We start from the raw sequence: 23,762 nt of genomic DNA on the forward strand, positions 1-23,762 counted from the left end.
GGAGGCTTGGAGGAGTTCATTTGCTAGGCGGGATAGGTGACGAAATATAGCGGGAAAGAAAAAGCGGCGCCGGTTATCCGGCGCCGCTTTCAGCAAGATGTTGATTCGGCAGTGTTAGGCCGCCGCCGTGGCTACGCGCTTCTTGCCGGCCTTCTTCTTTTCCTTCTTGAGCCGGTTCAGCCACATAATTACGCCCGTCACCGGGAAAGTCACGCCGAGCACGCAGACGATGAGGGCAATGATTTTGGAGGGCGTGCCGTAGATGGCGCCGGTGTGCACGGGCTTGAAGGTGCGGCGCACGCGCTGGCCGAGGTTGCGGTCCTTGAAGGCCAGCTGGCCCAGCGGCCGGCCGGTGTACTGGTCGAGGTACAGCTCGTCGGTGGCGCCCTCGTAAACCGCGCCGGCAGTGGTGGTCATCACGCGCAGAGCTTCGGTCGAGTCCTTGGGCAGCGAAATGGCGTAGGAGAGGGCACCGGGCACCTGCTGCCGGGCCGCGGCGTAGGCCTGGTCGAAGCCGAGCTTACGGCCGTCCAGCACCACTTCCGATTCGGGCGCTTCGGGGCCTTTCGGGTCGGAGCCGGTGACGGCGAAGATGCCGTTATTGAACCACTCGAACGACCACGCCAGGCCGGTGAAGGCGAAAACGAAGAGGAACAGCGCCGAATAGAAGCCGAGCACGATGTGCAAATCGTGGTTGAGGCGCTTGAAGCTCGCGTCCCACTTCACCGTCAGGCGCTGCTTCAGAATTTTGTTCGAGGCCGGCCACCACAGTACGATGCCGGTGCCGATGATGAAGAGGAACAGCAGCGTGCTCACGCCCACGACGAGCTTGCCCGCCGCGCCGCCCACCATGCCCCGGTGCAGCGCCATCATGGTGAAGAAAAACGAATCGCGGTACACGTAGGGGCCCACCACGGCGCCGGTGTAGGGGTTCACGAAGTACTGCGGGCCCCGGCCGCCTTCGCCGCCGCCTTTGCCACCCTTTTCTCCCTTGCCGCCCTGCTCGCCTTTAGCGCCCTGGCCTTCGCCGCGGCCGCCCCGCTCACCGTCCGGACCCGCTTGCGGGCCGCGTTGCGCCCCGCCTTCATTGCGGCGCATGCTGCCTTCCCGGCCTTCCTTGCCGCCTTTCTCACCCGGGCCACCACCGCCCGCCAAGTTGATTTCGATGGTGCGGGCGGGGTCGGCGTAGATTTTCACGCCAGCTACCTTGGCTTTGGGACCGGCCTTGGCCTGCACGGCGGCCACCAGCTGCGCCACGCTCAGGCGCTGGGCGCCGGCGGCGGGTGGCGTCACGTAGTAGCGCTCGGGGTGCAGGCCCTGCTCCAGTTCTTTCTCGAACACGAGCACGGCGCCGGTAAAGCACACGACGGCAATGATCAGCCCGGCGACGAGGCTGAGGTAGAGGTGGATGTTGCGGAAGAGAATCTTCATGACCAGTGAGCGGTGGCTAGGTATGCCGAACCCACCGAACCTCGCGGTCCGATGGGTTGGCGACCCTGAAAAAACCAGGGCGGATGGAATTACAGTTTGTAGGCGAGCGTGGCGGAGAAGCTGCGCGGGGCAATGGGGTTCACGCTGTTATCGTCGTGCAGGTTGTAGCTCAGCTCGTTGAGCACGTTTGCCAGCTTCACCCGCAGCGAGAAGCGCTGGTAGGAGTAGCCCAGCGAGGCGTCGAACAGCAGGTAATCGGGGATGGAAATGAGCTTGAAGGCGTCGCCGGCGGCGAAGGGCTTGCCGGTGGTCGGGTCGTAGGTGCGGGTGTTGCGGCCGGCCAGCTTGTCGCCCACGTAGTAGCCGGTCACGCCGGCCGTCAGGCCCTTCAGCACGGCGTTGTCGAAGGTGTAGAACAAACTCACGTTGGCGGTGTGCGCGGGGTTGTAGCGCAGGCGGCTGCCCTTCTCGTAGATGTTGCTCTTGGTGTAGGCCGTGTTGTTGTAGCTGTAGCCGGCATTCACCGACCAGCCCAGGTAGGGCTTGCTCTGCACGTCCACTTCCACGCCCTGGCTGGTTACTTCGCCGGCCAGCTCCTTCACGTTGGTATCGAGGTTGAGCTTGGGCGTGCCGTCGGCGTTGAACACCGGCGTGCCGTCGGCCTGCAGCACCTGCCCGAGGTAGGTCTGGGCCAGGTTGCTGTTCACGATGCGGTAGGCCGTCACGTTGGCCGAAAGCACCCCGTTGAACAGGTCGTTTTTCAGCCCCAGCTCGTACTGGTCGAAGGTCGAGGGGGCCAGGGCCGCGCCCACGGCCGTGCGGCCGGTGTTGGGCTGGAAGGAGTTGGCGTAGGAGGCAAACACCGAGGTGGTCTTCAGCGGCTGGTACACCAGGCCCAGGCGGGGCGAGAAGGCGTTGTCGAAGCGGCGCGAGGGCACCACCGCGATGGTGCCGGCGGTGTTGTTGTAGGTCCACACGTCGCTGGGCGTTTCCTGGTAGCTCCAGCGCAGCCCCACCAGCATCTTCAGCTTTTCCGAAATGCTCAGCAGATCCTGCACGTAGAAGCCGGCGCGGCGGGTGTTGGCCTTGGTGAGGGTGTTGCGCAGCAGCGCGTCGTAGCCGGCCACGGCGTTGGCGGGCTGGCCGAGCACCTTGCTGCGGTTCAGTACGTTGATCGAATCATAGGCCTGCTGCGCGTAGGCCAGGGTGCTGGTCTGGTACTGGTCGGCGTCGGCGCCCACCAGCAGGGTGTGGCCCAGGAAGCCGGTGTGGAAGTTGCCGGTCAGATCCAGCTGGGCCAGGTAGTAGTTTTCGGTAGTGGCGCTGCGCTGCAGGTTACGGCCCCAGTCGCCGTACAGGCTGGCCTTGGCGTGCCGGGGCGACACGACCACGGTGCCCCGCTTCACCTCGGGCATGGTGCCGTTGTTGATGCCGGTGGGGCGGGTGGCCGAGCGCAGCTCGTTGTCGTAGCGCTGGAAGCCGCCCACGGCGCGCACCTGCCAGGTATCGTTCAGGCGGCTGGTGAGCGTGGCGGTGCTGCTGGTCTGGCGGGTGGCGTTGCGGGCGCCGGGGGCGTTCAGGAAGCGCGTGCGCGAGTCCAGAACCACGTAGTCGATGGCGCCGATGCCGAAGTCGGGCGTGCGGTTGTCGCGCAGGTAGTCGCCCTCCAGCACCAGGTCGGTCTTGGGCGTGAGCTTGAAGAGCAGCGAGGGGTTCACATAGAAGCGTTCCGACTGCACCTCGTCGCGGTAGCTGTTGCCGCGCTCGTAGGTGGTGTTCAGGCGGTAGGCCACCTTGTCGCTCTTGCCCACGGCCCCGTACACGTCCACCATCGGCTTCCAGAAGCCAAACGAGCCCACGCGCAGGCCCAGCGAGCCGCCCTGCTCAAACTTGGGCTTCTTGGTCACCAGGTTCAGCACCCCGCCGGCGGCCACGTTGCCGTAGAGGATGGCCGCGCTGCCCTTGAGCACCTCCATGCTTTCCAGCGAGGAGGCTTCGGGCATAATGCCGTTGTTGAAGCGCACCCCGTTCTTGAAGGTGTTGTTCGAGCCGTAGGCGAAGCCACGGCTGCCCAGCTCTTCCTGCACGCCGCCGGTGGTGCTGGTCACGTATAGGCCGGGCGTGTTGACCAGCGCGTCGCTCAGGCGCAGCACCTGCTGCTGCTCCAGGGTCTGCTGGGTCACCGTCAGCACCGCCTGGGGCAGGTCCAGCGGGCGAATGGGCATCTTGCTCACGCCGGTGGGCCGCTGGTTGAGGCTGCGCGTCTCGGTGATGCGCACTTCCGCCAGCTGGCTGGTGCTTTTGGCCAAGGTCACGGCGGGCAGGCTCACGGTGCCGCGGGCCGGCACATCTACTTCGATTTCCTGCGTCACGTAGCCCAGGTAAGCCACGGCCAGCGTCTGCTTGCCGGCCGGCAGGCGCAGGCGGAAGGAGCCGTCCGCTTCCGTGCTCGTGCCAATGGTCGTACCCTTCACCATCACTGATACCTGCTCGGCCGCCTGCCCATCGGCCAGCACCACGCGGCCTACCACCTGGCCCTGGGCCGGCTGAGGCGTGGTGGGCTCATCGCCGGAATGGGAAACATAGCTCAGGTTGGGGGCGGCGTTGGCGGCCAGCGGAGTCACTGCCAGCAGCAGGAAGGGTAGCGTACGGCTCATTGGTTATTTAGACCGATTCAAAAGTGATGCAAAGCAAAGCACTGTTTAGATTCGATCCAAACAAAGAGGAAAGTAAAATGTACATTTTCTAAATAAGCTGCCTAAGATCAGCTGGCCGGCCATGCGCCCTAAACTGCAAAACCGCGCCGGAAAGCCAGGTTCCGGCGCGGTTTTGCGGTATAGGCACGGTATTGGGCTCAGCGGGCCGGTAGGGCAGCCGGCACCAGCTCAAAGGCTTCGGCCAGTAGCTCGTAGGAGCGGAGCCGGTCCTGGAAGTCGGCCGTGATGGTGACGACCACGATTTCCTCGACCTGGTAGCTGCGGGCTACGTCGGTGAGCTGCTCGCGCAGCTGGGCGGGCGTGCCGCTCAGGATGCGGCCGCGGTTGTAGGCCAACCGGCCGCGCTCTTCGGCGGTGTAGGGGTAGTCGCGGGCTTCCGCGTAGCTGGGGAAGGGGCCGCGCCGGTTCTGCTCGATGCGCAGCATCTGCAGCTCCATGGCGGCGCGCAGCTCGTCGGCCTTCTGTTCGGTGTCGGCGCAGAGCACGAACACGGCCACGTTGGCGGTGGGCCGCTGGAAGAAGGCCGAGGGCTTGAACCGGTCCCGGTACAGCTGCATGAGCTTGGGGCCGCCGTTGGGGTTGATGAACTGCGCGAAGGAAAATGCCATGCCCAAATGCGCCGCGTACAGCCCGCTTTGCCCGCTGGAGCTGAGCAGCCAGGGCTCGGGCACGGTGGGCGCCTGGGGCATGGCCTTCACCTTGGCGTGGATGGTGTCGGGCACTTCCTCGTCGAGGAGAAAGGCCTTCAGGTCCATGAGCTGCTCGGCAAATTCCTCGTCGCTGAACTGGTTGCCGGGGCTGAGCACGTGGGCCGTAAACCGGTCGGAGCCCGGCGCGCGGCCGATGCCCAGGTCGATGCGGCCGGGAAAGAGCGTTTCGAGCATGCGGAAGTTCTCCGCCACCTTCAGGGCCGAGTAGTGCGGCAGCATCACCCCGCCCGAGCCCACGCGGATGCGCTCCGTCTGGCCCGCGAGGTGGGCAATGAGCACTTCCGGCGTGGTGCCGGCCAGGAACGGCGTGTTGTGGTGCTCCGATACCCAGAAGCGCTGGTAGCCGAGGCGGTCAGCCAGCTGGGCCAGCTGCACGGTTTCGAGCACGGCCTGCCGGGGCGTGGCGCCGGGCCGCACCGGCGACTGATCGAGCACGCTCAGGCGAATTTGCGGGGTAGTTTCCATAGGGGCGGGGTGGATGTAGCCCGTATAACCGGCCGCCTGGGGCGGTAGTTTGGCCGGCGTGGTACCCTCACCGATACCAGCCCGCCGCTGCCCGGCCCCCGTCACCAAGCGGCCAACCGCCGATATTGCGCCCATGAATCCGCCCGCCGACGCCCAGGCCGTCCTGCTCGACTACTTCCGCCGCCACCTGCCCGGGGCTACCGCCGAGGAGCTGGCGGCCATCGGCAGCCTGTTCGAGGGGCGCCGCCTGGCCCGGCACGAGGTGCTGGTGCGCGCCGGCGAAGTCGCGCGCGTGGGCGCCTTCGTGGCGCGCGGCTGCCTGCGCTCCTTCGTGGTCGACGAGAAGGGCAAGGAGCACATCGTGCAGTTTGCGCCCGAAAACTGGTGGATTTCCGACCAGAACAGCCTCAACCGCCACGAGCCGGCTCAGTTCACCATCGACGCGGTGGAGGATTCCGAGGTGCTGCTCTTCGACGCCACGTTTTTCCGCAAGCTCAGCCAGATTACGCCGGACTTCCCCGAGTTCTTCCACCGGCTGCTGCAAAACAACGTGCGCACCCTGCAGCGGCGACTGGTTCTCACGCTCAGCGCCCCGGCCGAGCAGCGCTACGTGGATTTTCTGCAGACCTACCCCACGCTGGCCCGCCGCCTGCCCCAGCGCATGATTGCCAGTTATTTGGGCGTCACGCCGGAGTCCTTGAGTCGTATCCGCCGCGAGCTGGCCGGGCACTGAGGGCTAAGCGCGGTATCTGCAGCGCGTAGAGAGCAGCGAGTCTGTGGGCAGCGGGAGCGGGGTCAGGCCATGGTAAACTGCTCAATCAGCTCTTGCAGCTGCGGAAACTCCCGGGTCAGCGCCGTGCGTTCGGCCAGCTCGAAATCGGCGAAATCGAAGCCGGGGGCCACGGTGCAGCTGACCAGCGCAAAGCCCGCGCCGTGCCGGAGGCGGGCGCCGAACCAGGCCCCGGCCGGCACCACGGCCTGGGGCACTTCACCGGCAGCGACATCAAGGCCCAGGACGATGCGCTGGGCCTGGTTGTCGCGCAGCACGATGATTTCCAGCGGCTGGCCCTGGTGGAAAAACCACAGCTCGTCGGACTTGATGCGGTGCAGGTGCGACTTGTCGGCGTTTTCGAGCAGGTAATAGATGGCCGTGCTCACGCTGCGGGGCTGGCCCGCGCTGTTGGTCAGGGCCTGCGCCGAGCGGTAGGTTTCGCGGTAGTAGCCGCCTTCGGGGTGCGGGGCCAATTGCAGGTCGCGGATGATGTCGGGGGCGCTCATGCGTCGGGTAAGGCGAAGGGGAAACGGGTGAGCCGATCAGGCTAGGGGGAAAAGCGTCGCCGGCCTCGGCAGCCAGCGCGGCAGCCGAGCCGCCGGTGGAGTACTACGGTTGGTTGAACTCGCCGATGTGCCAGAGGATGCCGGAGGGGTCGTGCACGAAGCCTTCTTTGCCCCAAGGCTCCTGCCGGATGGCCGTGACCCGGGCGCCGGGGTAGCGCGCGGGCAAATCCAGCGCCGTGAGTCCGACCCAGTACCGCTCGACGTCCTCGACTTCCAGAAACAGCATGGTGTTGTCGACCCAGTCCCGCACGTAGGCATCCTGCAAATAGAAGCTCAGGCCCCGCAAGGCGAAAACCGACATGACCGGCGACAACACCGTTTCGGTGAAGCCCAGGGCGCGGTAAAAGCTGCGCGAAACGCTGTAGTCTTTGGCCCCGATGAAGGGCCGGAGGGAAAGCACTTGTTGCTCCATGGGGTCGGGGCTTGGGGGAGTTGCGGCGGGCATTGCCGGGGCGAAGTAAGCAGAGGTTAGACGAAATATGGCCGCTTGCTGGAGCCGCGCCGCGGCCGGGGGCTGGCAGCGCCCCTCGAAACGGCCTTTAGTGATGCGGACGGGAAGCTAAGGATGACTGCTGGTAGCCCCTACGGCGGAACGCGGGCGGAAGACACCCGCAAGGGGCGCAAAAGAAAAGCCCTGCCGATATCGACAGGGCTTTTCAGCAGGTGTGGTAAAAAGCGCGGCGGATTATTTTTGGCGCTCCAGGCTGATGACGAACAGGTTGCGGCGCTGGGGCTGGCTCAGCAGCAGCTGCTGGTCTTCGAAGCCGGCGTAGCCGCAGGTCAGCGTCATGCGGGCGTTGGTGGGCAGGGTCAAGTTGAATTCGCCCTGGGAGTTGGTCACGGCCAGGATTTCGCGGGTGTTGGTTTTCCAGATGGTAGCGCCGGGCAGCGGCTGGCCGTCGGGGGCGGTGATGGTGCCGGCCACGCTCACGGCGAAGTGCTCGTGCAGGATGTCGCTGCCGGGGGCCACCAGCTTGGGCTTGATGCGCGCCGGGGCGGCAGCGGGCCTGGCAGCACCTTTGGCGGCGGGCTTCACCGTGCCGGCCGAGCGGGCCGGTACGCCCGTGGCGGCCAAGGCCGACGAGCAGGAAGCAGCAGCGAAGAACAGAGCGGCGAGGCAGGCGTGAAAACAGCGCATGACGGTAGGGGTGGGTGAGCGGTGAGAAACTTCATTCGCGGGGCGGCAACCCTGCTGGAGCGTTGGATCTGAGGCAAACCTACGCCGGCCGCCGGCCCCGGGGCCCGCTTATTGGCCCACGGGCGGCCCGGCCTGTGCGAACGGCCCATTTTCCTTTGCCGAACACTGGCCCCGGTCTGGTTTGCGTCCGGTCGGGTCCCCATTTCTTACCATACATCAAGGCGCGGCCCCTGCCCGGGGCGGTACCTTTGTGCTGTACTTAACCGGGAGCCCCGATGGACCGCAAAGCCTTTCTCAAAACCCTGGCCCTGTTGCCCTTCGCTTCCGCCGCTGCCATGAACCTGCAAGACCTCCATAAAGTATCCTCCGCCTTCCAGACCAGCGCCAAAATGCCCGTGCTCTTCATCGGGCACGGCTCGCCGATGAACGCGCTGGAAGACAACAAATTCACCCGCGCCCTCAAGCAGATGGGCGAAGACATCCGCCAGCGCCAGCGGCCCAACGCCATCCTCGTGGTATCGGCGCACTGGCTCACGCGCGGCTCCTTCGTGACCCTGAACGAGCGGCCCGAAACCATCCACGACTTCGGCGGCTTCCCGCAGGAGCTGTTTGCCATGCAGTACCCCGCCCCCGGTGCCCCCGAGCTGGCCCGCCAGACCATGGCCCTGGTGCCCGACCTGCACGGCTCCGACGAGTGGGGCCTCGACCACGGTACCTGGACGGTGCTGCACCACCTCTTCCCGGCCGCCGACGTGCCCGTGTTCCAGCTCAGCCTCGACGTGGCCAAAACACCCGCCCAGCACTTCGCCCTGGCCGCCCAGCTGCAGGAGCTGCGCAAGCGCGGGGTGCTCATCATCGGCTCAGGCAACGTGGTGCACAACCTGCGCCAGAGCATGCAGAAGCTCATGGCCAATGACGCCTCGCCCTACGACTGGGCCGTGGAATTCGACGAGTGGGTGAAAAAGCGCATCGACCAGCGCGACTTCACCGCCCTCTTTGACGTGCAGAAAGCCGGCGCCAGCGGCCCGCTCGCCGTGCCCACGCCCGACCACTACTGGCCGCTGCTCTACTCCCTGGCCCTGGCCGACAAGGACGAACCCATCACGCACGCCTTCGAGGAAGTCAGCTACGGCGGCCTGAGCATGCGCACGGTAGCCATCGGCTAAGGCCGTAGCTGCTGCGCAAACCTCGTCGCCGCGTTTCGGCGGCCGTTCCGCATTCCGGAACGGCCGCCGAAACGTTTTTTTGCTCATTCCAAAATGCGGAATGGCCTCCAAAACGTTTTTTTAGTCATTCCGCATTTCGGAATGGGCTTCGAAAGGTTTTTTTGGTCATTCCGAAATGCGGAATGGTCTTCGAAAGGTTTTTGCCCATTCTGGATTTCGGAACGGGCTTCGGAAAGAAGTTGGCGCCGCCCCCGGCGGCTACTGCCCCCGAAACCGCCACACCGGCAGCACCTCGCCGGCCCGGAACTCGCTGCGCTCGGCCGGCAGCTCCACGAACCCGTCCGAGGGCAGCAGGCTGGCCAGGTCGCCGGAGCCGTGGGCGCGTTCGGGGCGGGCCAGCAGGCGGCCGTCGGGGCTGCGCTCCAAGCTCACCAGCAGGAAGTGCGTCAGACTCGGTTTAAACGTGACATCAGAAGCTAGAGCGGCCGGCTCGGGGGCGGCGAACTGCGGCGCGGGCAGCTGCACGGCCCGCAGCCAGGGCGCGGCGTAGCGGTAGTAGTTGACGAACGTCGACACCGGGTTGCCGGGCAGGGCGAAAACCACCGCGCCCTCGGGGTGGCGGCCAAACCAGAACGGCTTGCCCGGCCGCTGCCGCACCTCGTGGAACAGCTGCTCGGCGCCGGCCTGCCGCAGCGCCTGGGGCAGGTAGTCGGCCTTGCCCATCGACACGCCGCCGCTGAGCAATACCGCGTCGTAGTCCCGCAGCAGCGGGGGCAGGCCAACTTGCAGCGCCGCCGGGTCGTCGTCGAAGTGGAAGATATGGCCCTCGGCCCCGGCCTGCCGCACGGCCGCCAGCAGCATGTAGGCGTTGGAGCGACGAATCTGGTGCGCGGCGGGCTCTTCGCTGATGTCCACCAGCTCGTCGCCGGTGCTGACCACGGCTACCCGGGGGCACCGCGTGACCAGCAGCGTGACAGCGCCCACGGTGGCGGCCACGGCTATTTCGGCGGGACCCAGCAGGGTGCCGGCGGGCAGCAGCAGCGCCCCGGCCGGGCGGTCGGAGCCCCGGCGGTGTACGTTGTGGCCCGCGGCGGGCGGCGGCGCCTGTACCCGGGCCACGCGGCGGCCGTCGGGCCGCTCCTCGATGCGCAGGTCCTCGTAGCGCACCACGGTATCCGTGCCCGGCGGCAGCACCGCCCCGGTCATAATTTCGACGGCGGCCGCGGCATCGGCGAGTGGGGTAGGGGGCTGACCGGCAAACAGGGTGCTTTCGATGACGAAGCTGGTTTGGCCGGCTGCCACGGCCGCGTAACGGAGCGCAATGCCGTCCATGGTCACGCGGTCGAAGGGCGGAAAGTCGCGGTCGGCGTACACGGACTCGCGCAGCACCCGGCCGGGGGCCTCGGTGAGCAGCACGCGTTCGGCGGGCAGGGGCGCGGCGGTGGCCTGCACCAGGCGGGTAGCTTCGTCGACGGAAATCATGCGGCGGGGCGGAAAGTAAGGGCAATTACGGGCCGCAAAGTACGCCCGACGGCGGCTTCGCGCCCTAGGACTGAAAGCCGGCTGCCGCGCCCGAATAGCCTTTCGCGGAGTTTATTGGGGCTTACGGCCAGGGACATCGGCGGTGGCGGTTCACGCGCCGTACAGGCAAGGCACCCGATCTTTGCCCCCACATGACGTTTTTCTCTTCGCTTTATGCCCGAGCCATAGCCTGGCTCGACCGTACTTTTCTCCGCCGCCTCTACCCCGAACGGATGCGCTGGCTGGTGCTGCGCAGCCTGCCCTTCTGGGTGGCGTCGCTGCTGACGGGCCTGGCCGCCGTCGGCTACGAAAAACTGTTCGTCTGGGCCGAGCAAACCAGCTTTGCCTGGCTACGGGCCCAGCCCCTGCTGGCTTTCGGGCTGACGCCGCTGGCCTTCCTGGGCTCCTGGCTGCTGGTGCAGCGCCTGGCGCCGGCGGCGCGGGGCAGCGGTATTCCGCAGGTAATGGCCGGCATCGAGCTGTCGACGCCCGCCCGCCACGGCTACGCGGGCTACCTGCTCAGCATGAAAGTGGCCGTGGTGAAGGTGCTCAGCAGCGTGGTGCTGCTGCTGGGCGGCGGGGTCATCGGCCGCGAAGGGCCCACCATCCAGATTTCGGCGGCCATCTTCCGGGCCATCAACCGCCTGCAGCCGGCCGGCTGGCCGCAGCTTTCCCGGCAGATTGCCCTGGTGACGGGCGGGGCGGCCGGGCTGGCGGCGGCGTTCAATACCCCGCTGGGCGGCATCGTGTTCGTGGTGGAAGAGCTGACGCAGCTGCACCTGACGCGCTTTCGCATGGCCGTGTTTACGGCCGTTATCATTGCCGGCCTCACGGCCCAGGCCGTGCTCGGGCCTTACCTGTACCTGGGCTACCCCAAAGTGCAGCCCGCCGAGGGCTGGGTGCAGGCCATGGTGGTGCTGGTGGCCCTCACCTGCGGGCTGGCCGGGGCGGCCTTCGCCAAGGCGCTGCTGTGGCTGGGCAACTACCGCCGCCGCTTCACCACGCTGCCCGCGCAGGCCGCCTGGGTAGCCGGCTGCGGCCTGCTGCTGGCCGGCCTGATTTTCCTGCTCGGCACCGATGGCATGGGCACGGGCAAACCCATCATCAACCGCCTGCTGTTTCAGAACGACGGGCAGACGGCCTGGTACCTGTTTCCGGCGCGCTTCGTGGGCATGGCCCTCAGCTACAGCAGCGGCGGAGCCGGCGGCGTGTTTGCCACCTCGCTCAGCGCCGGCGCCATCCTCGGCGACGCCCTCGCGCGCATGGCCGGCGTACCCGTGGGCGACCAAAACCTGCTCATCCTGGTGAGTATGGTGAGCTTTCTGACCGGGGTGGTCCGCTCCCCGTTTACCGCCGCCATCCTGGTGCTGGAAATGACCGACCGGCACTCCGCCATCTTCCAGCTGTTGCTCAGCGGCCTGCTGGCCCAGGGCGTCAGCGCGCTGGTCGACCAGCATTCCTTCTACGAGCACCTGAAAAAAGCCTTCGTGCGCGAAACCCTGGCCCAACCGCTGCCCGCCTCCGCCGCCACTTCTATCTGACTTCCATGCCTGATTCCGATTCCCCCAAGCTCACCCACCTCAACGCCGCCGGGCAGCCGGCCATGGTCGACGTCGGTCAGAAAGCCGTGACGCGCCGCGTGGCCCGCGCCCGCAGCCGCGTGCTGCTCGGGGCCGATATCCTGGCCCTGGTGCAGCAGGGCGACCTGCCCACCCGCAAGGGGCCGGTGTTCCAGACGGCCATTCTGGCCGGCATCATGGCCGCCAAGAAAACCGCCGACCTGATTCCGCTCTGCCACCCCCTGGGCCTCGACGACTGCCAAGTCACCATCACCGTGGCCCCGCCCGAGGCCGTCGTCATTGAATGCACCGCCACCGTGACGGGCAAAACCGGGGTGGAAATGGAGGCCCTGACCGGCGCTTCGGTAGCGGCCCTGACCATCTACGACATGTGCAAGGCCCTTTCGCACGACATCGTCATTCAGGAAACCCGGCTGCTGTCGAAAACCGGCGGCAAAAGCGACTTTCAGCACGAGGGGTAAAAGGAGCCGTCATGTCGAGCAAAGCGAGACATCTCGCTCGATAGTAACTTCCTTCGTTGAGCTTCACTATCCGACGTTAGCACGCGAGATGTCTCGCTTTGCTCGACATGACGTTCAATGAAGCATGACGTTCTAAACGCAAGTATGGAACCCAAACACCAGAAACACGCCGCTTTGGCCCGCCCCGACCTTGGGGAATTCGGCCGCCACGAGCTGGGCATCCTCGGCGCGCCCTGCGGCGTCATCAAGGACCTGGCCGCCCGGCTGCTGCCCCTGCTCACGCCCGCCCTGCGCGTGGCCTACATCGATGCCGACCACGCGGCCGGCGACGAGGCGGCCGACGGGGGGGCGGGCGGGGCCGATGCCATCCTGCAGGCCGGCGCCGCCGCCGAGCTGACCGACAAGATTCACTTCCGCCGCCTCGACCTGCGCCGCGGCATGGATAAGTTCATTCAGCCCCAGTGGCTGAACGAGCAGAGCTTGGTGCTCGTCAACGGCAACCACTTCCGCGCCCGGCAGCAGGTGGTCATCATCGACCCGCGCAAGCCCCTGGACAAGAAGCTGGACCGCCTGACCGACGTGCGGCTGGTGCTGCTGTCGGAAGGCCAGACGGAGCTGCCCGCCGTGCTGCGAAACCACCTGCCGAATGCCGCCGAAGTGCCCGTACTGCCCCTGGCCGATACCGACGCCATTGCCGCCTGGGCGCAGCAGTGGCTGCGCGAGCAGCAGCCCCCGCTGCGCGGCCTGGTGCTGACCGGCGGCCGCAGCCAGCGCATGCAGCAGGACAAAAGCCGCCTGCGCTACCACCAGCGGGAGCAGCGGGAGCACGCTGCCGCCCTGCTGGCCCCGCTCTGCCAGGACGTGCTCATCAGCTGCCGCCCCGACCAGGCCGCCGACGTGCCCGCCGGCCTCACCGCCCTGCCCGACCAGTTCCTCGACCTGGGGCCCATGAGCGGCCTGCTCACCGCCTTCCGCCACGACCCCAACGCCGCCTGGCTGGTGGTGGCCTGCGACCTGCCCTTCCTCACCGAAGCCACGCTGCGGCACCTGGTGCAGCACCGCCACGCCGGCCGCGTGGCCACCGCCTTCCAAAGCCCCGACAACGAGTTTCCCGAGCCGCTCATCACCATCTGGGAGCCGCGCAGCTACCCGGTGCTGCTGCAGTTTCTGGCCCTGGGCTATTCCTGCCCGCGCAAAGCCCTGATCAACTCCGACATCGAGCTGCTGCCCGCCCCCGCGCCCCAGGAGCTGCGCAACGTGAATACGCCCGCGGAGCGCGCAGCGGCGCAGCAGGAGCTGGGCATCCGATAACCCGAGTGGTACTACGACTTGAGCGCAGCGAAGTCGTAGTACCACTGTCGTGGCTGACGCAGGGCCGCATTGCCCTAAAATGCGCGTTGCAAAGGCCTGCAATCGGCAATACCCCAGCCGCGGAGCGGCGCCACGTCAACAGAACGACCACCGCCTAAACGTTTTGAGCTCCGGAGGAGCGGCACCCGACCCATGTAGTCAAAGTGCCGCTCCTCCGGAGCTCGGTCGTTCTTGTCGATTCCCTTTTCCATTGATGTGGCGCCGCTCCGTGGCAGGGGCTGCCGGCTGAGCTGTTGCCGTTCTTCACCAGAAGGCTGCGGGGCAGAAAGAAGCGGGAGCGAAACGGCGCCGCCTACTTGGGTGAAGAACAGTTATATCAACGGTTTACCTGTTGAGCTTTCATCGAAATGCTGAAGCGTTATAGTTCAATAAACCAAACGCTTCGGCCAACTCCGGCGCCGGGGCAAGCGTAGGGCTTAACCAGCGGCGGTCCGGCTCGGCGGAGCCGGCCGCCGGGGTTCCCGCCCGTCTTGTTCCTCTATTCCAACCCAAGCGCCTCTATGAGTACCGTTTCCACAACCAGCGCCGCCGACGGCCAGCTCCGGCCCCTGGTGCCACCCAGCCCCGTCACCCTGCGCATCAACGGCCAGGACCACCCCTTGCAGCTGGCGCCCTGGACCAGCTTGCTCGATGCCCTGCGCGAGTACGCCGGCCTCACCGGCACCAAGAAGGGCTGTGACCACGGCCAGTGCGGGGCCTGCACCGTGCTCGTCGACGGCAAGCGCATCAACAGCTGCCTGACGCTGGCGGTGCTCCAGGAAGGCGCCGACATCACGACCATCGAAGGACTGGGCTCCGAGCACGCGCTGCACCCCCTGCAGCAGGCCTTTATCGACCACGACGCCTTCCAGTGCGGCTACTGCACGCCCGGCCAGATCTGCTCGGCGCAGGGGCTCATCAACGAGGGCAAAGCCCAGACCGAGGACGAAATCCGGGAGCTGATGAGCGGCAACGTCTGCCGCTGCGGCGCTTACGTGGGCATCCTGGCCGCCGTGAAGGAAGTAGTCGACGCGAAGCGGTGAAATGGTGAGTTGGCTGTTCAACGACTCGCCGCCATTTCACGCCTCGCAACTCACCATCTCACCACCTCACCAACTCACCAGATGAACCCCTTCACCCTTACCCGTGCCGCGTCGGTGGATGCTGCCGTGCGCGACTTCAGCGGCCACGAGGCCGCGGCCTACATCGGGGGCGGCACCAACCTGCTCGACCTGATGAAGGAAAACGTGGCGCACCCCCAGCACCTCGTCGGGCTGAACAAGCTGCCGCTGTCGGCCATCGAAAGCACCACCGGCGGCGGGCTGCGCCTGGGCGCCACGGCCTCGAACGCCGATACGGCTTGGCACCCGGAGGTCCAGCAGCGTTATCCGCTGCTGAGCCAAGCCATTCTGGCCGGGGCTTCGCCGCAGCTGCGCAACATGGCCACCAACGCCGGCAACCTGATGCAGCGCACCCGCTGCTACTACTTCTACGACACGGCCACGCCCTGCAACAAGCGGGAACCCGGCTCGGGCTGCGCAGCCATCGGCGGCTACAACCGCATCCACGCCATCCTGGGCACTTCTGAGCATTGCATTGCCACTCACCCCTCGGATATGTGCGTGGCCCTGGCCGCGCTGGAGGCCGTGGTGCAGGTGCAGGGTCCCGACGGCGAGCGGCAGATCAAGTTCGAGGACTTCCACCGCCTGCCCGAAGACCACCCCGAGCGCGACAACACCCTGAAACCGGGGGAGCTGATTACCGGCATCGAACTGCCCGCTCAGGGCTTCGCCGAAAACTTCGCCTACCTCAAGCTGCGCGACCGGCAGAGCTACGCCTTCGCGCTGGTATCGGTGGCCGTGGGGCTGGAGCTGGACGGCAATACCATCAAGGAAGCCCGGCTGGCCCTCGGCGGCGTGGCCCACAAGCCCTGGCGCGACCGGGCCGCCGAGGACCTGCTCAAAGGCCAGCCCGCCACCGAAGCCACTTTCCGCAAGGTCGCCGAGGCGGTGCTTAAGGAAGCCAAGGGGCAGGGCACCAACGACTTCAAGATCGAGCTGGCCAAGCGCGCCATCGTGCGGGCCCTCACGCAGGCTGCGGCCGGGGAGCAACAAGCATCCGACGTCTTTACCAACAGCAATCCATGAGCACCGATAGCAATACCAAATACGTCGGCAAGGCCCCGAGCCGCGTCGAAGGCCCCCTGAAGGTGACCGGCCAGGCCAAGTACTCGGCCGAGTTTGACGTGCCCGACCTCGTGTACGGCTACGTGGTGAGCAGCCCCGTGGCCAAGGGCAAAATCCGGAAAATCCACGCCGACAAAATCCTGGCGCTGCCCGGCGTCCTCCAAGTGTTTTCGCACGAAAACGTGCCCACGCTGGCCTGGTTTGACCGCAGCTACAAGGACGACGTGGCCCCCGGCGGCTCGCCTTTCCGTCCGCTGCAGGACGACGAAATCAAGTTCAGCCAGCAGCCCGTGGCGCTGGTAGTAGCCGAAACGTTTGAGCTGGCCCGCTACGCCGCTTCCGTCCTCGAAATCGAGTACGAGCAGGAGAAGCACGAAACCGACGTGGAGGCCCTGCGCGAGAAGGGCCAGGAGCCCGGCAGCGGCAAAACCGGCTACAAACCGCCCGTGCGCCGCGGCAACGCCGACAAGGGCCTCAGCAAGGCCGAGCACCGCATCAAGCAGGAGTACGTGCACGGCACCCAGCACCACAACCCGATGGAAATCTTCGGGGCCACGGTGCACTACCACCCCGACGGCAAGCTGACCGTCTACGACAAAACCCAGGGCGTCTTCAACTGCCAGCAGTACCTGAAAAAGGTGTTCGGCCTGAGCGCCGATAAGGCCCGGGTGGTCAACCTGTTCATGGGCGGCGGCTTCGGGGCGGGGCTGCGGCCGCAGTACGAGCTATACCTTTCGGTGCTGGCCGCGCTGGAGCTGAAACGCTCCATTCGCCTGAGCCTCACGCGCCAGCAGATGTTCAGCCTGGGCCACCGCCCGCACACCCTGCAGACGGTGGAGCTGGGTACCGACGCCAGCGGCGCCCTGGTGGGCGTGAAGCACAAGGCCGTCCACGAAACCTCGCGCTTCGAGGAGTACACCGAAAATGTGGTGAACTGGTCGGGCATGCTCTACCAGTGCCCCGACGTGCACCTGGAGTACGAAGTGGTGCCGCTCGACGTGTTTACCCCGCTCGACATGCGCGCGCCCGGCGCGGCCACCGGCTCCATCGGCCTGGAAGTGGCCATGGACGAAATGGCCTACGCAGCCGGCATCGACCCGCTGGAATTCCGTCGCCGCAACTACGCCGACCGCGACCAGAACGAGGACAAGCCCTTCAGCAGCAAAAAGCTGCGCGAAGTGTACGACGAAGGCGCCCGCCGCTTCGGCTGGGATAAGCGCAAGATGGAGCCCCGCTCCATGCGCGAGGGCAACCGGCTGGTCGGTTGGGGAATGGCCGGAGGCGTGTGGGATGCTTCCATGCAGAAAGCCGCCGCCAAAGCCACTATCACCGCCGACGGGAAGCTCACGGTGAGCAGCGCCGCCGGCGAAAACGGCACCGGTACCTACACCGTGATGACGCAGATTGCGGCCGAAACCCTGGGCCTGCCCATGGAAGCCGTCACCGCCAAGCTCGGCGACACCACCTTGCCCGAAGCCCCCGTGCAGGGCGGCTCCTGGACGGCTGCCACCGTCGGCTCCGCGGTGAAAAGCGTGTGCGAGGCCCTGGGCGAAAAGCTGCTGAAGCTGGCCCAGAAAATGGACGACTCCCCGCTGAAAGGCGCCAAGCCCGAGGACGTGGAATTCGTCAACGGCCTGATCCGGCTGCGCAAGGAGCCCCGGCAATCGGTGGTGCTGCGCGACGTGCTGCAAGTGAGCGGGGAGCGGGAAATCGAGGCCGACTCCTCGGTGATGCCCAACCCGCTGAACATGCAGAAGTACTCGATGCACGCCCACAACGCAGTGTTCGTGGAAGTGCAGGTGGATGAGGACCTGGGCACCATCCACGTCACGCGGGTGGTGAACGTGGTGGCCGCCGGCCGCATCATCAACCAGAAAACCGCCCGCTCGCAGGTGCTCGGCTCGGTGGTGTGGGGTATCAGCATGGCCCTGATGGAGGAAACCGTGATGGACCACCGCTACGGCCGCTACCTGAACCACAATTTCGCCGAGTACCACGTGCCCGTCAACGCCGACGTGCGCGACATCGAGGTGCATTTCGTGGAGGAGGAAGACCCGCACGTGAACCCGCTGGGCGTGAAAGGCATCGGCGAAGTGGGCCTGCTGGGCGTGGCCGCCGCCATTACCAATGCCGTGTACCACGCCACCGGCAAGCGCGTACGCAGCCTCCCGCTCACGATTGACAAGCTGCTGTAGCCTCGGCTGGAGTCGCAATGGCAACGCCCCGAAACCACAGTGGTTTCGGGGCGTTGCTGTTTCTTTAGGTCGGAGAGGCGGAAAAACGGAAACCGGATTTTAGTTATGGACGCAATCAGAATTAAAAATGAGGCGGGGCTGGAGCTTGTCGTCACCACCGATGAGCCGGAGGATTATGGTAATGTAGGCGGTGGGGATGAGGACTTACCCTTATGGTCTAAGGACTATCCTCTGTGGAGTGAATATCTGGCCGCTACTGAGCCCGAGTACCGCCCACACCTGGAGTTGATTAAAAGGGCAATTGAAGAGCTGGGCTGGGTGGGCGCTACCGCCGACGAAAAGGCCAACGACTGGCATTTCGTTTTCTCCGATGGAGTGGCCCTAGGATATGGCTGGAGGGATTGGGGCGCTTTGATGTCGGCAATTGTGGGAAAAAGGGAGGGGTATTTGACGTATTACATGCGGCGCTGATAGTTGCTGTTGGTTTCACGACTAAGAATCCGGATTGGACCGCTGATTCAACTTCTGCAGCACCGCAATATCCTCTTGGTCCTTTCCCCGATTCGTAGCCTGTTTGCTCAGGATGAGGTCTGCCAGCGCAACGGTGTAAATATCGAAGCCATCCAGCCTGGAAACCGTCTTTCGACGGAAAGCGTCATTGAATCTGCCAAGGCCCAGGATTTCGGGTAGAAAATCTACCATGAAATCCTCGAAGCTGTGTTTGAAAAATGACTTCTTCGGGTTCGGTGATTGTTCGTTCCGATAGGAATCGACATTTATACCAAACTCTTCCAATGCCTCCAGGAGCCGATAGTAATTGGCGTAGCTGGGATTATACCAGAAGTCAAAATCATATTTATCGGACAGCTCTCCAGACGGTAGCATGCTCATCCGATAGTGCCCGTAAATAGCCACCGCCGCACCACCCACAATCAGGTATTCTACCGCATGCTTATGCAATAGTCGGCAGAGCTGCAGCAGCGTCTCATTCGCCGATTCCGTCATGCGCTTTCGTCGCCGGTTTATCGTTTGGCCGGATAGTCGCTTTCACCAACTGCAGAAAGTCTCTGATTTTCCCTTCTGCCGGCGCACGAACAGCAACTGGAGTGCTACGCGGATCAGCGGCCTTTTTGAGGCTCTTGAAAGAGGTGTAACGTTTCATAATGACTGCGCTTCAACGCTCCGTGTCTGGGTGGTTGTGGGCATAGCAATGAAGCCGGCTCCATGCCCTCATTACCAATCGACAAGGTAGTCAGACACAAGGTTCCGAACTGTAATACCCTGGTTTCCCGCTCTACGCTTGAGAGGCGTCGTCGGCCCGGCATTCCGCACACGCTGTAGCCAAAAACCGGCGCATTACACGTTCGGCCAAAACTACACGACTCACCAAGCGCGTTTAGATAGCGAGCTTAACCGATACCGTCAGTCCCAGAGCCCTGTCACCGCAAAAGCTGCTACCAGACTCAGCCACAGCAGCACGCCGTACGCCACCAGGCTGACCACGTTGGCCACTGCTTTCTGCCAGCCGCCCTGGTAGCGAAGGTAATCCAGCAGGTAGTAGAGCAGGCCCCCGAAAGCCCCCGCTACCGGCACGGTGAGCAGCGGCAGCACGGTCCAGAGGCCAAATTTCAGGTGGGCCCCGCTGGCGAAAACCGCCATGAAAAGGGCTATCAGCACGAAAGCAATGCCGGCGCCCTGCGCGACGCGTTTGCTCAGCGGGCTGGGGTGGAGGCTTGTCGGGAGGTCTTGTTGAGCAGTCATGGGTTTGTGGTGGTTGATGGGTGAAAGCGGTTGAATGGCCGAAGCAGGCTTTCCAACTAGCTCCTGCTGTCGATACTGATAAGGCCCGACGACGACCCGCAACGATTAGGGCGTGCTAGCCGGGTCGTCGGGGGCTTGTTGGTACTCGGCCAGAGACTGGTCCAGCGGTAGGCCCTGGTTGTGAATGCACTCACAGAAATGGTAGCCCGCCCTGGTTCGGTGGCTGCCGTCGAACTGCGTCCGGCAATCGGCCAGGGTGTTGTAGGGCTTCACGTCGAAGGAGGTGATGCCCACGACCACCAGCGCAATAGCCGCCACTACCCCCGCGAAAAAGCCCGCCGGGAATTTGTTGCTGGCTTGCGGCGCGGGCAGGGCCGGCACGGGCGGCTGATTGAAGGGCAGCAGGAATTTCAGCCGGTCGTAGTACCAGCAGAGCAGGTACAGATTGGCCAGCACCATCAGCGGCGAGGTGAGCAGCGAACCATCAAAGCGCACGGCCAGCGACAGGATGCAGATGTTCAGAATGATGGGGAAGTAAAGCACCGCCCCGAGCGCCGCCGTGCCGGGGAGCAGCAGCAGCAGGGCCGCCGTCATCTGCAGCACTCCGATAAAGGGATAATAATAGCCGGTGTGGTGCAGCGCCTCCAGGTAATGCCCCATCGGGTGGTTGTTGGACAGGGAGGTAAACCGCTCCCCCATGATTTTCACGAACCCGGTTGGGATGAATCCCGCCGCCAGCGCCAGCCGGTTAAACACCGCGAAGTAGCGCAGCCAGCGGTTTTGCCGGGCCTGGGCATGCAGGCGGTCCAGGGTAGAGGAAAGGCTCATGGAGAGAAAGGGGGCAGTGGGAATACGGTAGTTGATGCAAATGTATAAAGTTCTTTGAATTGCAAAGTAAAAATAGTTCGAGAAATCAGCTCGTTGGCTACGGCCACCGGGCTCTGTTCCGAAAACCGGATGCTGCGCTTAGATGACCGGTCCTTTTTGCTTCGCCAGAAAAGCCCGTGCCACCGCCAATTCCGGCCGGGTGGAGTTAGCAGCCCGAGCCACTTCGGTCAGTTGTTGGAAGTATGCCGCGGCTTTGACGGGCTGGCCCGCCCGCTCGGCGGCCACGGCCGCGCCGTATAGCCCGTTGAAGCGGTTGGGGTGCTGCCGCAGGTTGGCTTCGTAGGCGGCCAGGGCCGGCGCAGGCTGGTTCAGCTGCAGCAGCATATCAGCCAGCTGCTCCCGGGCCGGAATGATTTCGCCGGGCGTGACCGGGTGCTTCTCGGTGCGGTCTTCGAGGGCGGTGGCCTGTTGCATGCGCTGCAGGGCGGCGCCCGACTGGCCCCGGGCCAGGGCCAGCCAGGCCTCGGCGGCCAGCAGCTGCACCTCGACCTGCCGGGCCTTGTAGTCGTCGTGCTGCTCGGCCAGCGCATGGCACAGGGCGCTGAGTTGGTCGATTTCGAGCTGCGCCGAGTCGGGCTGCTGGGTGTGGGCGTAGCCCAGGGCCCGGGCGAAGTGCGTGATGGCACGCTGCCAGGGATACTGCGCCCAGTCGAGGTTGGCGCGCTGGGGCCGGAGCCGGGTGGCTTCGGCCCACTGCTTGTTTTCGAGCACGTAGCGGGCGGGTACGGCCGCAAAGGCGTAGGCTACCTTGAAGGTAACGGGCGACACCTCCTGCATCGAGGCCAGGTAGCGGCGCTGCTCCCGGGCGCGTGGGTTGTCGCCCTGCTGCAGGTAGGCGTAGGCCAGGTAGTCGATGCTGTGCAGCTCCTCGTCCCAGTGGACCCGCAGCCCCGCGTTTTCGGCGTAGCAGCGGGCTGAAGAAGCCGCCGCCAGGTTGGAGCTGATGCACTCGTTCCACAGCCCCAGCCGGGTGAAAATGTGCGAAGGCATGTGCAGCGCATGGGCTGAGGAGGGCGCTACGGAAGCGTACTGCCGGGCCGCCGGCAAGGCCAGGGCGGCCAGCTCGGGGTAGTCGTAAGTATGAATGAGGTAGTGCACGATGCCCGGGTGCCCGGGCGCCTGCGGCTGCAGCCCTTCCAGGATGGCCCCGGCCTTGCGCTGCTTGCGGAAGGTTTTGTCGGCTGGGTCGGCGGCCGCGTCGAGGGCCAGGGCGTAGAAAATGGCGGCTTCCTTATCGGTGGGAAAGCGGGCGGCCACCTGGGCCATGGCCTGCTCGAAGCGCCCGCTGCGGGTGCGGTGGTCGGCGTGCGCGTAGTCCTGGTAAAAAACGGCCAGGGCTTCGATGTAAGCGGATTCCCGGGCGGTTTTCTTCGGCAGGCGCCGCGCCAGGGCCACGGCCCGGGCACCCTTGGCCAGCTCGGCGGGCGAGGGAGGCGTCCAGAGCGGGTGGTAGCTGCACATGGCCACGCCCCAGTAGGCCATGGCGCAGTCGGGCGCCCGGTCGATGATGCGGGCAAAGACCTTTTCCGCTTCGTCGTACTCGAAGGAGTGCAACAGCGACACGGCCAGGGTAAAATCGGCCTGCACCGGCCGGGGGGCGGTTACCTCGAAGGCCACGCGGCCGAACTGCTGCTCGGCCGGGCCGCACACCGACAGGTTGCCGCGCTTCAGATTCAGCTCGGTTACCGTTGGCGTCTCGGCCGCATCGACCTGATGGTTTTGCCGGCACGCCGAGGGCAGCAGGCACAGGCCGTAAAAAATCAGCCACGGGTGGAAGCGGGGCGCATTCATGGCCGGGAACGGGCAATAGCCGGGAAACCGGTGCCGCCGTGCAGGCCGCTGTTTTTGGCGGCCAGGGTCCGGAAGCACCGACTGCGGTGGCTCGGCAGAGCGGCCGTCATTTCTGACCGTAGGCTACCACCGTGCCGTAGTTCAGGGCTGTCGAGCCGTCGGAGCACTGCTCGTCGATGAGGGCAAAGACTTCGGTGCGGATGTTGACCTGCGTCGCCGCGTCGGCCTGACTCATGGCGGCTACCACGGGCGCGGCCACTTCGTTCATAAACTGCCAGTACGCCTCCTTGCTGCTGCTGCGCAGCTGCCCGGTTATCTGGGTATCGTGCACGTCCTGGAAGCCGGCCTGCCGCAGCAGATCGGTAAGGAAGCCGGGGGCGGCGCAGCGGAACATGCCCGGCGCTCCGGCCGGCGGGGCCGGCAGCTGCAGGTGGCGGCCGATGGTGCCCATGATGGTCGTAATCCAGGCATTCTGGGCGGGCACGCCCCACACCGAGGCGGCCAAGCGCCCGCCGGGCTTGAGCACGCGGTGCATCTCGCGGGCAGCCAGCAGCATATCGGGGAAAAACATGAAGCCGAAACGGCAGCTCACCGCGTCGAAGGTTTCGTCGTCGAAGGGCAGCTCGCACACGTCGCAGGCCACGGTTTCGTAGTTGCTGATGCCACGGTCGGCGGCTTTGTCGCGGGCCACGGCCAGCATGCCCTCGGCCAGGTCGGTGATGACGACCTTGCCGTCCTTGGCCAGCGTGGCGATGCTCAGGCCCGGCTCCCCGGTGCCGGCCGCCACGTCGAGCACGATGTCGGTGGGGCGGATGTGCAGGTCACGGATGATTTCCTCGCCCATGGGCCGCAGCCAGTCCATGGTGAAGTCGTCCCACTTGCGCCAGCCGGCCGAAAACTTGTTCCAGGTGGCCTTCTGCTGTTCACGGATGGTTTCAAGCTCTGCGTTCATAGCCTTATGGAAAGTTGGATGAAGGAGCGGGGAGTAGGAGCGGAGCCGCCGGGCCGGCTTCGGGAGGTAACTATAGCCAATATACAATATTGTAACCCGCAAAAGGCCAACT

General features: G+C 65.4%; 22 protein-coding genes. 9 read left to right on the forward strand and 13 right to left on the reverse strand.

All coding sequences use genetic code 11. The features are described from left to right. Positions 1-114: 114 nt before the first annotated feature. The 3 genes from FDY95_RS16175 to FDY95_RS16185 form a co-directional block, all read right to left on the reverse strand. Positions 115-1,431, reverse strand: coding sequence for a PepSY-associated TM helix domain-containing protein (locus tag FDY95_RS16175; protein WP_138079328.1), 1,317 nt, complete (start codon positions 1,429-1,431; stop codon positions 115-117). An 89-nt stretch (positions 1,432-1,520) separates the two neighbouring features. Further along, positions 1,521-4,088, reverse strand: a complete 2,568-nt coding sequence (locus FDY95_RS16180) for a TonB-dependent receptor (protein WP_138079329.1) — start codon at positions 4,086-4,088, stop codon at positions 1,521-1,523. 197 nt (positions 4,089-4,285) lie between these two features. After that, on the reverse strand, positions 4,286-5,323 hold the full coding sequence (locus FDY95_RS16185) for an LLM class flavin-dependent oxidoreductase (protein ID WP_138079331.1): 1,038 nt from the start codon (positions 5,321-5,323) through the stop codon (positions 4,286-4,288). 133 nt (positions 5,324-5,456) lie between these two features. Between FDY95_RS16185 and FDY95_RS16190 the strand changes: the two genes are divergently transcribed. Further along, entirely contained in the window at positions 5,457-6,056 is a 600-nt protein-coding gene (locus FDY95_RS16190; RefSeq protein ID WP_138079333.1) for a Crp/Fnr family transcriptional regulator, read from the forward strand. A gap of 62 nt (positions 6,057-6,118) precedes the next feature. On the opposite strand, the gene FDY95_RS16195 is transcribed toward FDY95_RS16190, so the two are convergent. From FDY95_RS16195 to FDY95_RS16205, 3 genes are all read right to left on the reverse strand, one after another. Then, positions 6,119-6,601 carry a cupin domain-containing protein gene (locus FDY95_RS16195; RefSeq protein ID WP_138079335.1) on the reverse strand — a complete coding sequence of 161 codons (483 nt, stop codon included), beginning with the start codon at positions 6,599-6,601 and terminating at the stop codon, positions 6,119-6,121. Between the two features lie 103 nt (positions 6,602-6,704). Further along, entirely contained in the window at positions 6,705-7,073 is a 369-nt protein-coding gene (locus tag FDY95_RS16200) for a VOC family protein (protein ID WP_138079337.1), read from the reverse strand. A gap of 273 nt (positions 7,074-7,346) precedes the next feature. Continuing rightward, complete coding sequence (locus tag FDY95_RS16205; protein ID WP_138079339.1) at positions 7,347-7,799, reverse strand: carboxypeptidase regulatory-like domain-containing protein; 453 nt, start codon at positions 7,797-7,799, stop codon at positions 7,347-7,349. A gap of 275 nt (positions 7,800-8,074) precedes the next feature. Here FDY95_RS16205 and ygiD point away from each other — a divergent pair, with 275 nt between their 5' ends. Beyond that, entirely contained in the window at positions 8,075-8,965 is an 891-nt protein-coding gene (gene ygiD, locus FDY95_RS16210; protein WP_171025714.1) for a 4,5-DOPA-extradiol-dioxygenase, read from the forward strand. Between the two features lie 258 nt (positions 8,966-9,223). On the opposite strand, the gene FDY95_RS16215 is transcribed toward ygiD, so the two are convergent. Next, positions 9,224-10,447: a molybdopterin molybdotransferase MoeA gene (locus FDY95_RS16215; RefSeq protein WP_138079341.1), complete on the reverse strand. Its 1,224-nt coding sequence runs from the start codon at positions 10,445-10,447 to the stop codon at positions 9,224-9,226. 191 nt (positions 10,448-10,638) lie between these two features. On the opposite strand from FDY95_RS16215, the gene FDY95_RS16220 reads away from it, so the two are divergent. The 7 genes from FDY95_RS16220 to FDY95_RS16250 all read left to right on the forward strand — a co-directional run bounded on the left by FDY95_RS16220 (position 10,639) and on the right by FDY95_RS16250 (position 18,729). Continuing rightward, positions 10,639-12,027 carry a chloride channel protein gene (locus FDY95_RS16220; RefSeq protein ID WP_138079343.1) on the forward strand — a complete coding sequence of 463 codons (1,389 nt, stop codon included), beginning with the start codon at positions 10,639-10,641 and terminating at the stop codon, positions 12,025-12,027. A gap of 5 nt (positions 12,028-12,032) precedes the next feature. Then, entirely contained in the window at positions 12,033-12,527 is a 495-nt protein-coding gene (moaC, locus tag FDY95_RS16225) for a cyclic pyranopterin monophosphate synthase MoaC (protein WP_138079345.1), read from the forward strand. Between the two features lie 144 nt (positions 12,528-12,671). Continuing rightward, positions 12,672-13,838 (forward strand): NTP transferase domain-containing protein, encoded by a 1,167-nt coding sequence (locus tag FDY95_RS16230; RefSeq protein ID WP_246074055.1) that lies wholly within the window; start codon positions 12,672-12,674, stop codon positions 13,836-13,838. Between the two features lie 560 nt (positions 13,839-14,398). Beyond that, positions 14,399-14,920: a (2Fe-2S)-binding protein gene (locus FDY95_RS16235; protein WP_138079347.1), complete on the forward strand. Its 522-nt coding sequence runs from the start codon at positions 14,399-14,401 to the stop codon at positions 14,918-14,920. An 81-nt stretch (positions 14,921-15,001) separates the two neighbouring features. Next, the gene (locus tag FDY95_RS16240; protein ID WP_138079349.1) at positions 15,002-16,024 is read left to right on the forward strand and encodes an FAD binding domain-containing protein; all 1,023 of its coding nucleotides are present in this window, start codon (positions 15,002-15,004) and stop codon (positions 16,022-16,024) included. Continuing rightward, positions 16,021-18,258 carry a xanthine dehydrogenase family protein molybdopterin-binding subunit gene (locus tag FDY95_RS16245; protein WP_138079351.1) on the forward strand — a complete coding sequence of 746 codons (2,238 nt, stop codon included), beginning with the start codon at positions 16,021-16,023 and terminating at the stop codon, positions 18,256-18,258. The genes FDY95_RS16240 and FDY95_RS16245 overlap by 4 nt, the downstream gene beginning before the upstream one ends. Positions 18,259-18,363: 105 nt before the next feature. After that, positions 18,364-18,729 carry a hypothetical protein gene (locus FDY95_RS16250; RefSeq protein WP_138079353.1) on the forward strand — a complete coding sequence of 122 codons (366 nt, stop codon included), beginning with the start codon at positions 18,364-18,366 and terminating at the stop codon, positions 18,727-18,729. Between the two features lie 21 nt (positions 18,730-18,750). Here FDY95_RS16250 and FDY95_RS16255 read toward each other — a convergent pair whose 3' ends face one another. From FDY95_RS16255 to FDY95_RS16275, 6 genes are all read right to left on the reverse strand, one after another. Continuing rightward, complete coding sequence (locus FDY95_RS16255; protein ID WP_138079355.1) at positions 18,751-19,263, reverse strand: nucleotidyltransferase family protein; 513 nt, start codon at positions 19,261-19,263, stop codon at positions 18,751-18,753. Next, entirely contained in the window at positions 19,244-19,420 is a 177-nt protein-coding gene (locus FDY95_RS26380) for a hypothetical protein (RefSeq protein ID WP_171025715.1), read from the reverse strand. The genes FDY95_RS16255 and FDY95_RS26380 overlap by 20 nt, the downstream gene beginning before the upstream one ends. 260 nt (positions 19,421-19,680) lie before the next feature. Continuing rightward, positions 19,681-20,019, reverse strand: a complete 339-nt coding sequence (locus FDY95_RS16260; protein WP_138079357.1) for a potassium transporter KefB — start codon at positions 20,017-20,019, stop codon at positions 19,681-19,683. 105 nt (positions 20,020-20,124) lie between these two features. Further along, positions 20,125-20,847 (reverse strand): DoxX family protein, encoded by a 723-nt coding sequence (locus tag FDY95_RS16265; protein WP_138079359.1) that lies wholly within the window; start codon positions 20,845-20,847, stop codon positions 20,125-20,127. A gap of 138 nt (positions 20,848-20,985) precedes the next feature. Beyond that, on the reverse strand, positions 20,986-22,698 hold the full coding sequence (locus FDY95_RS16270) for a tetratricopeptide repeat protein (protein ID WP_138079361.1): 1,713 nt from the start codon (positions 22,696-22,698) through the stop codon (positions 20,986-20,988). A gap of 106 nt (positions 22,699-22,804) precedes the next feature. Further along, the gene (locus tag FDY95_RS16275; protein WP_138079363.1) at positions 22,805-23,650 is read right to left on the reverse strand and encodes a class I SAM-dependent methyltransferase; all 846 of its coding nucleotides are present in this window, start codon (positions 23,648-23,650) and stop codon (positions 22,805-22,807) included. Between the last annotated feature and the right edge of the window lie 112 nt (positions 23,651-23,762).

The organism is Hymenobacter jeollabukensis, assembly GCF_005771675.1.
GTDB lineage: Bacteria > Bacteroidota > Bacteroidia > Cytophagales > Hymenobacteraceae > Solirubrum > Solirubrum jeollabukense.

Coding starts and splice junctions, on each gene's coding strand:
- FDY95_RS16175 (WP_138079328.1), bottom strand. CDS start 1,431: ATGAAGATTCTCTTCCGCAACATCCACCTCTACCTCAGCCTCGTCGCC.
- FDY95_RS16180 (WP_138079329.1), bottom strand. CDS start 4,088: ATGAGCCGTACGCTACCCTTCCTGCTGCTGGCAGTGACTCCGCTGGCC.
- FDY95_RS16185 (WP_138079331.1), bottom strand. CDS start 5,323: ATGGAAACTACCCCGCAAATTCGCCTGAGCGTGCTCGATCAGTCGCCG.
- FDY95_RS16190 (WP_138079333.1), top strand. CDS start 5,457: ATGAATCCGCCCGCCGACGCCCAGGCCGTCCTGCTCGACTACTTCCGC.
- FDY95_RS16195 (WP_138079335.1), bottom strand. CDS start 6,601: ATGAGCGCCCCCGACATCATCCGCGACCTGCAATTGGCCCCGCACCCC.
- FDY95_RS16200 (WP_138079337.1), bottom strand. CDS start 7,073: ATGGAGCAACAAGTGCTTTCCCTCCGGCCCTTCATCGGGGCCAAAGAC.
- FDY95_RS16205 (WP_138079339.1), bottom strand. CDS start 7,799: ATGCGCTGTTTTCACGCCTGCCTCGCCGCTCTGTTCTTCGCTGCTGCT.
- ygiD (WP_171025714.1), top strand. CDS start 8,075: ATGGACCGCAAAGCCTTTCTCAAAACCCTGGCCCTGTTGCCCTTCGCT.
- FDY95_RS16215 (WP_138079341.1), bottom strand. CDS start 10,447: ATGATTTCCGTCGACGAAGCTACCCGCCTGGTGCAGGCCACCGCCGCG.
- FDY95_RS16220 (WP_138079343.1), top strand. CDS start 10,639: ATGACGTTTTTCTCTTCGCTTTATGCCCGAGCCATAGCCTGGCTCGAC.
- moaC (WP_138079345.1), top strand. CDS start 12,033: ATGCCTGATTCCGATTCCCCCAAGCTCACCCACCTCAACGCCGCCGGG.
- FDY95_RS16230 (WP_246074055.1), top strand. CDS start 12,672: ATGGAACCCAAACACCAGAAACACGCCGCTTTGGCCCGCCCCGACCTT.
- FDY95_RS16235 (WP_138079347.1), top strand. CDS start 14,399: ATGAGTACCGTTTCCACAACCAGCGCCGCCGACGGCCAGCTCCGGCCC.
- FDY95_RS16240 (WP_138079349.1), top strand. CDS start 15,002: ATGAACCCCTTCACCCTTACCCGTGCCGCGTCGGTGGATGCTGCCGTG.
- FDY95_RS16245 (WP_138079351.1), top strand. CDS start 16,021: ATGAGCACCGATAGCAATACCAAATACGTCGGCAAGGCCCCGAGCCGC.
- FDY95_RS16250 (WP_138079353.1), top strand. CDS start 18,364: ATGGACGCAATCAGAATTAAAAATGAGGCGGGGCTGGAGCTTGTCGTC.
- FDY95_RS16255 (WP_138079355.1), bottom strand. CDS start 19,263: ATGACGGAATCGGCGAATGAGACGCTGCTGCAGCTCTGCCGACTATTG.
- FDY95_RS26380 (WP_171025715.1), bottom strand. CDS start 19,420: ATGAAACGTTACACCTCTTTCAAGAGCCTCAAAAAGGCCGCTGATCCG.
- FDY95_RS16260 (WP_138079357.1), bottom strand. CDS start 20,019: ATGACTGCTCAACAAGACCTCCCGACAAGCCTCCACCCCAGCCCGCTG.
- FDY95_RS16265 (WP_138079359.1), bottom strand. CDS start 20,847: ATGAGCCTTTCCTCTACCCTGGACCGCCTGCATGCCCAGGCCCGGCAA.
- FDY95_RS16270 (WP_138079361.1), bottom strand. CDS start 22,698: ATGAATGCGCCCCGCTTCCACCCGTGGCTGATTTTTTACGGCCTGTGC.
- FDY95_RS16275 (WP_138079363.1), bottom strand. CDS start 23,650: ATGAACGCAGAGCTTGAAACCATCCGTGAACAGCAGAAGGCCACCTGG.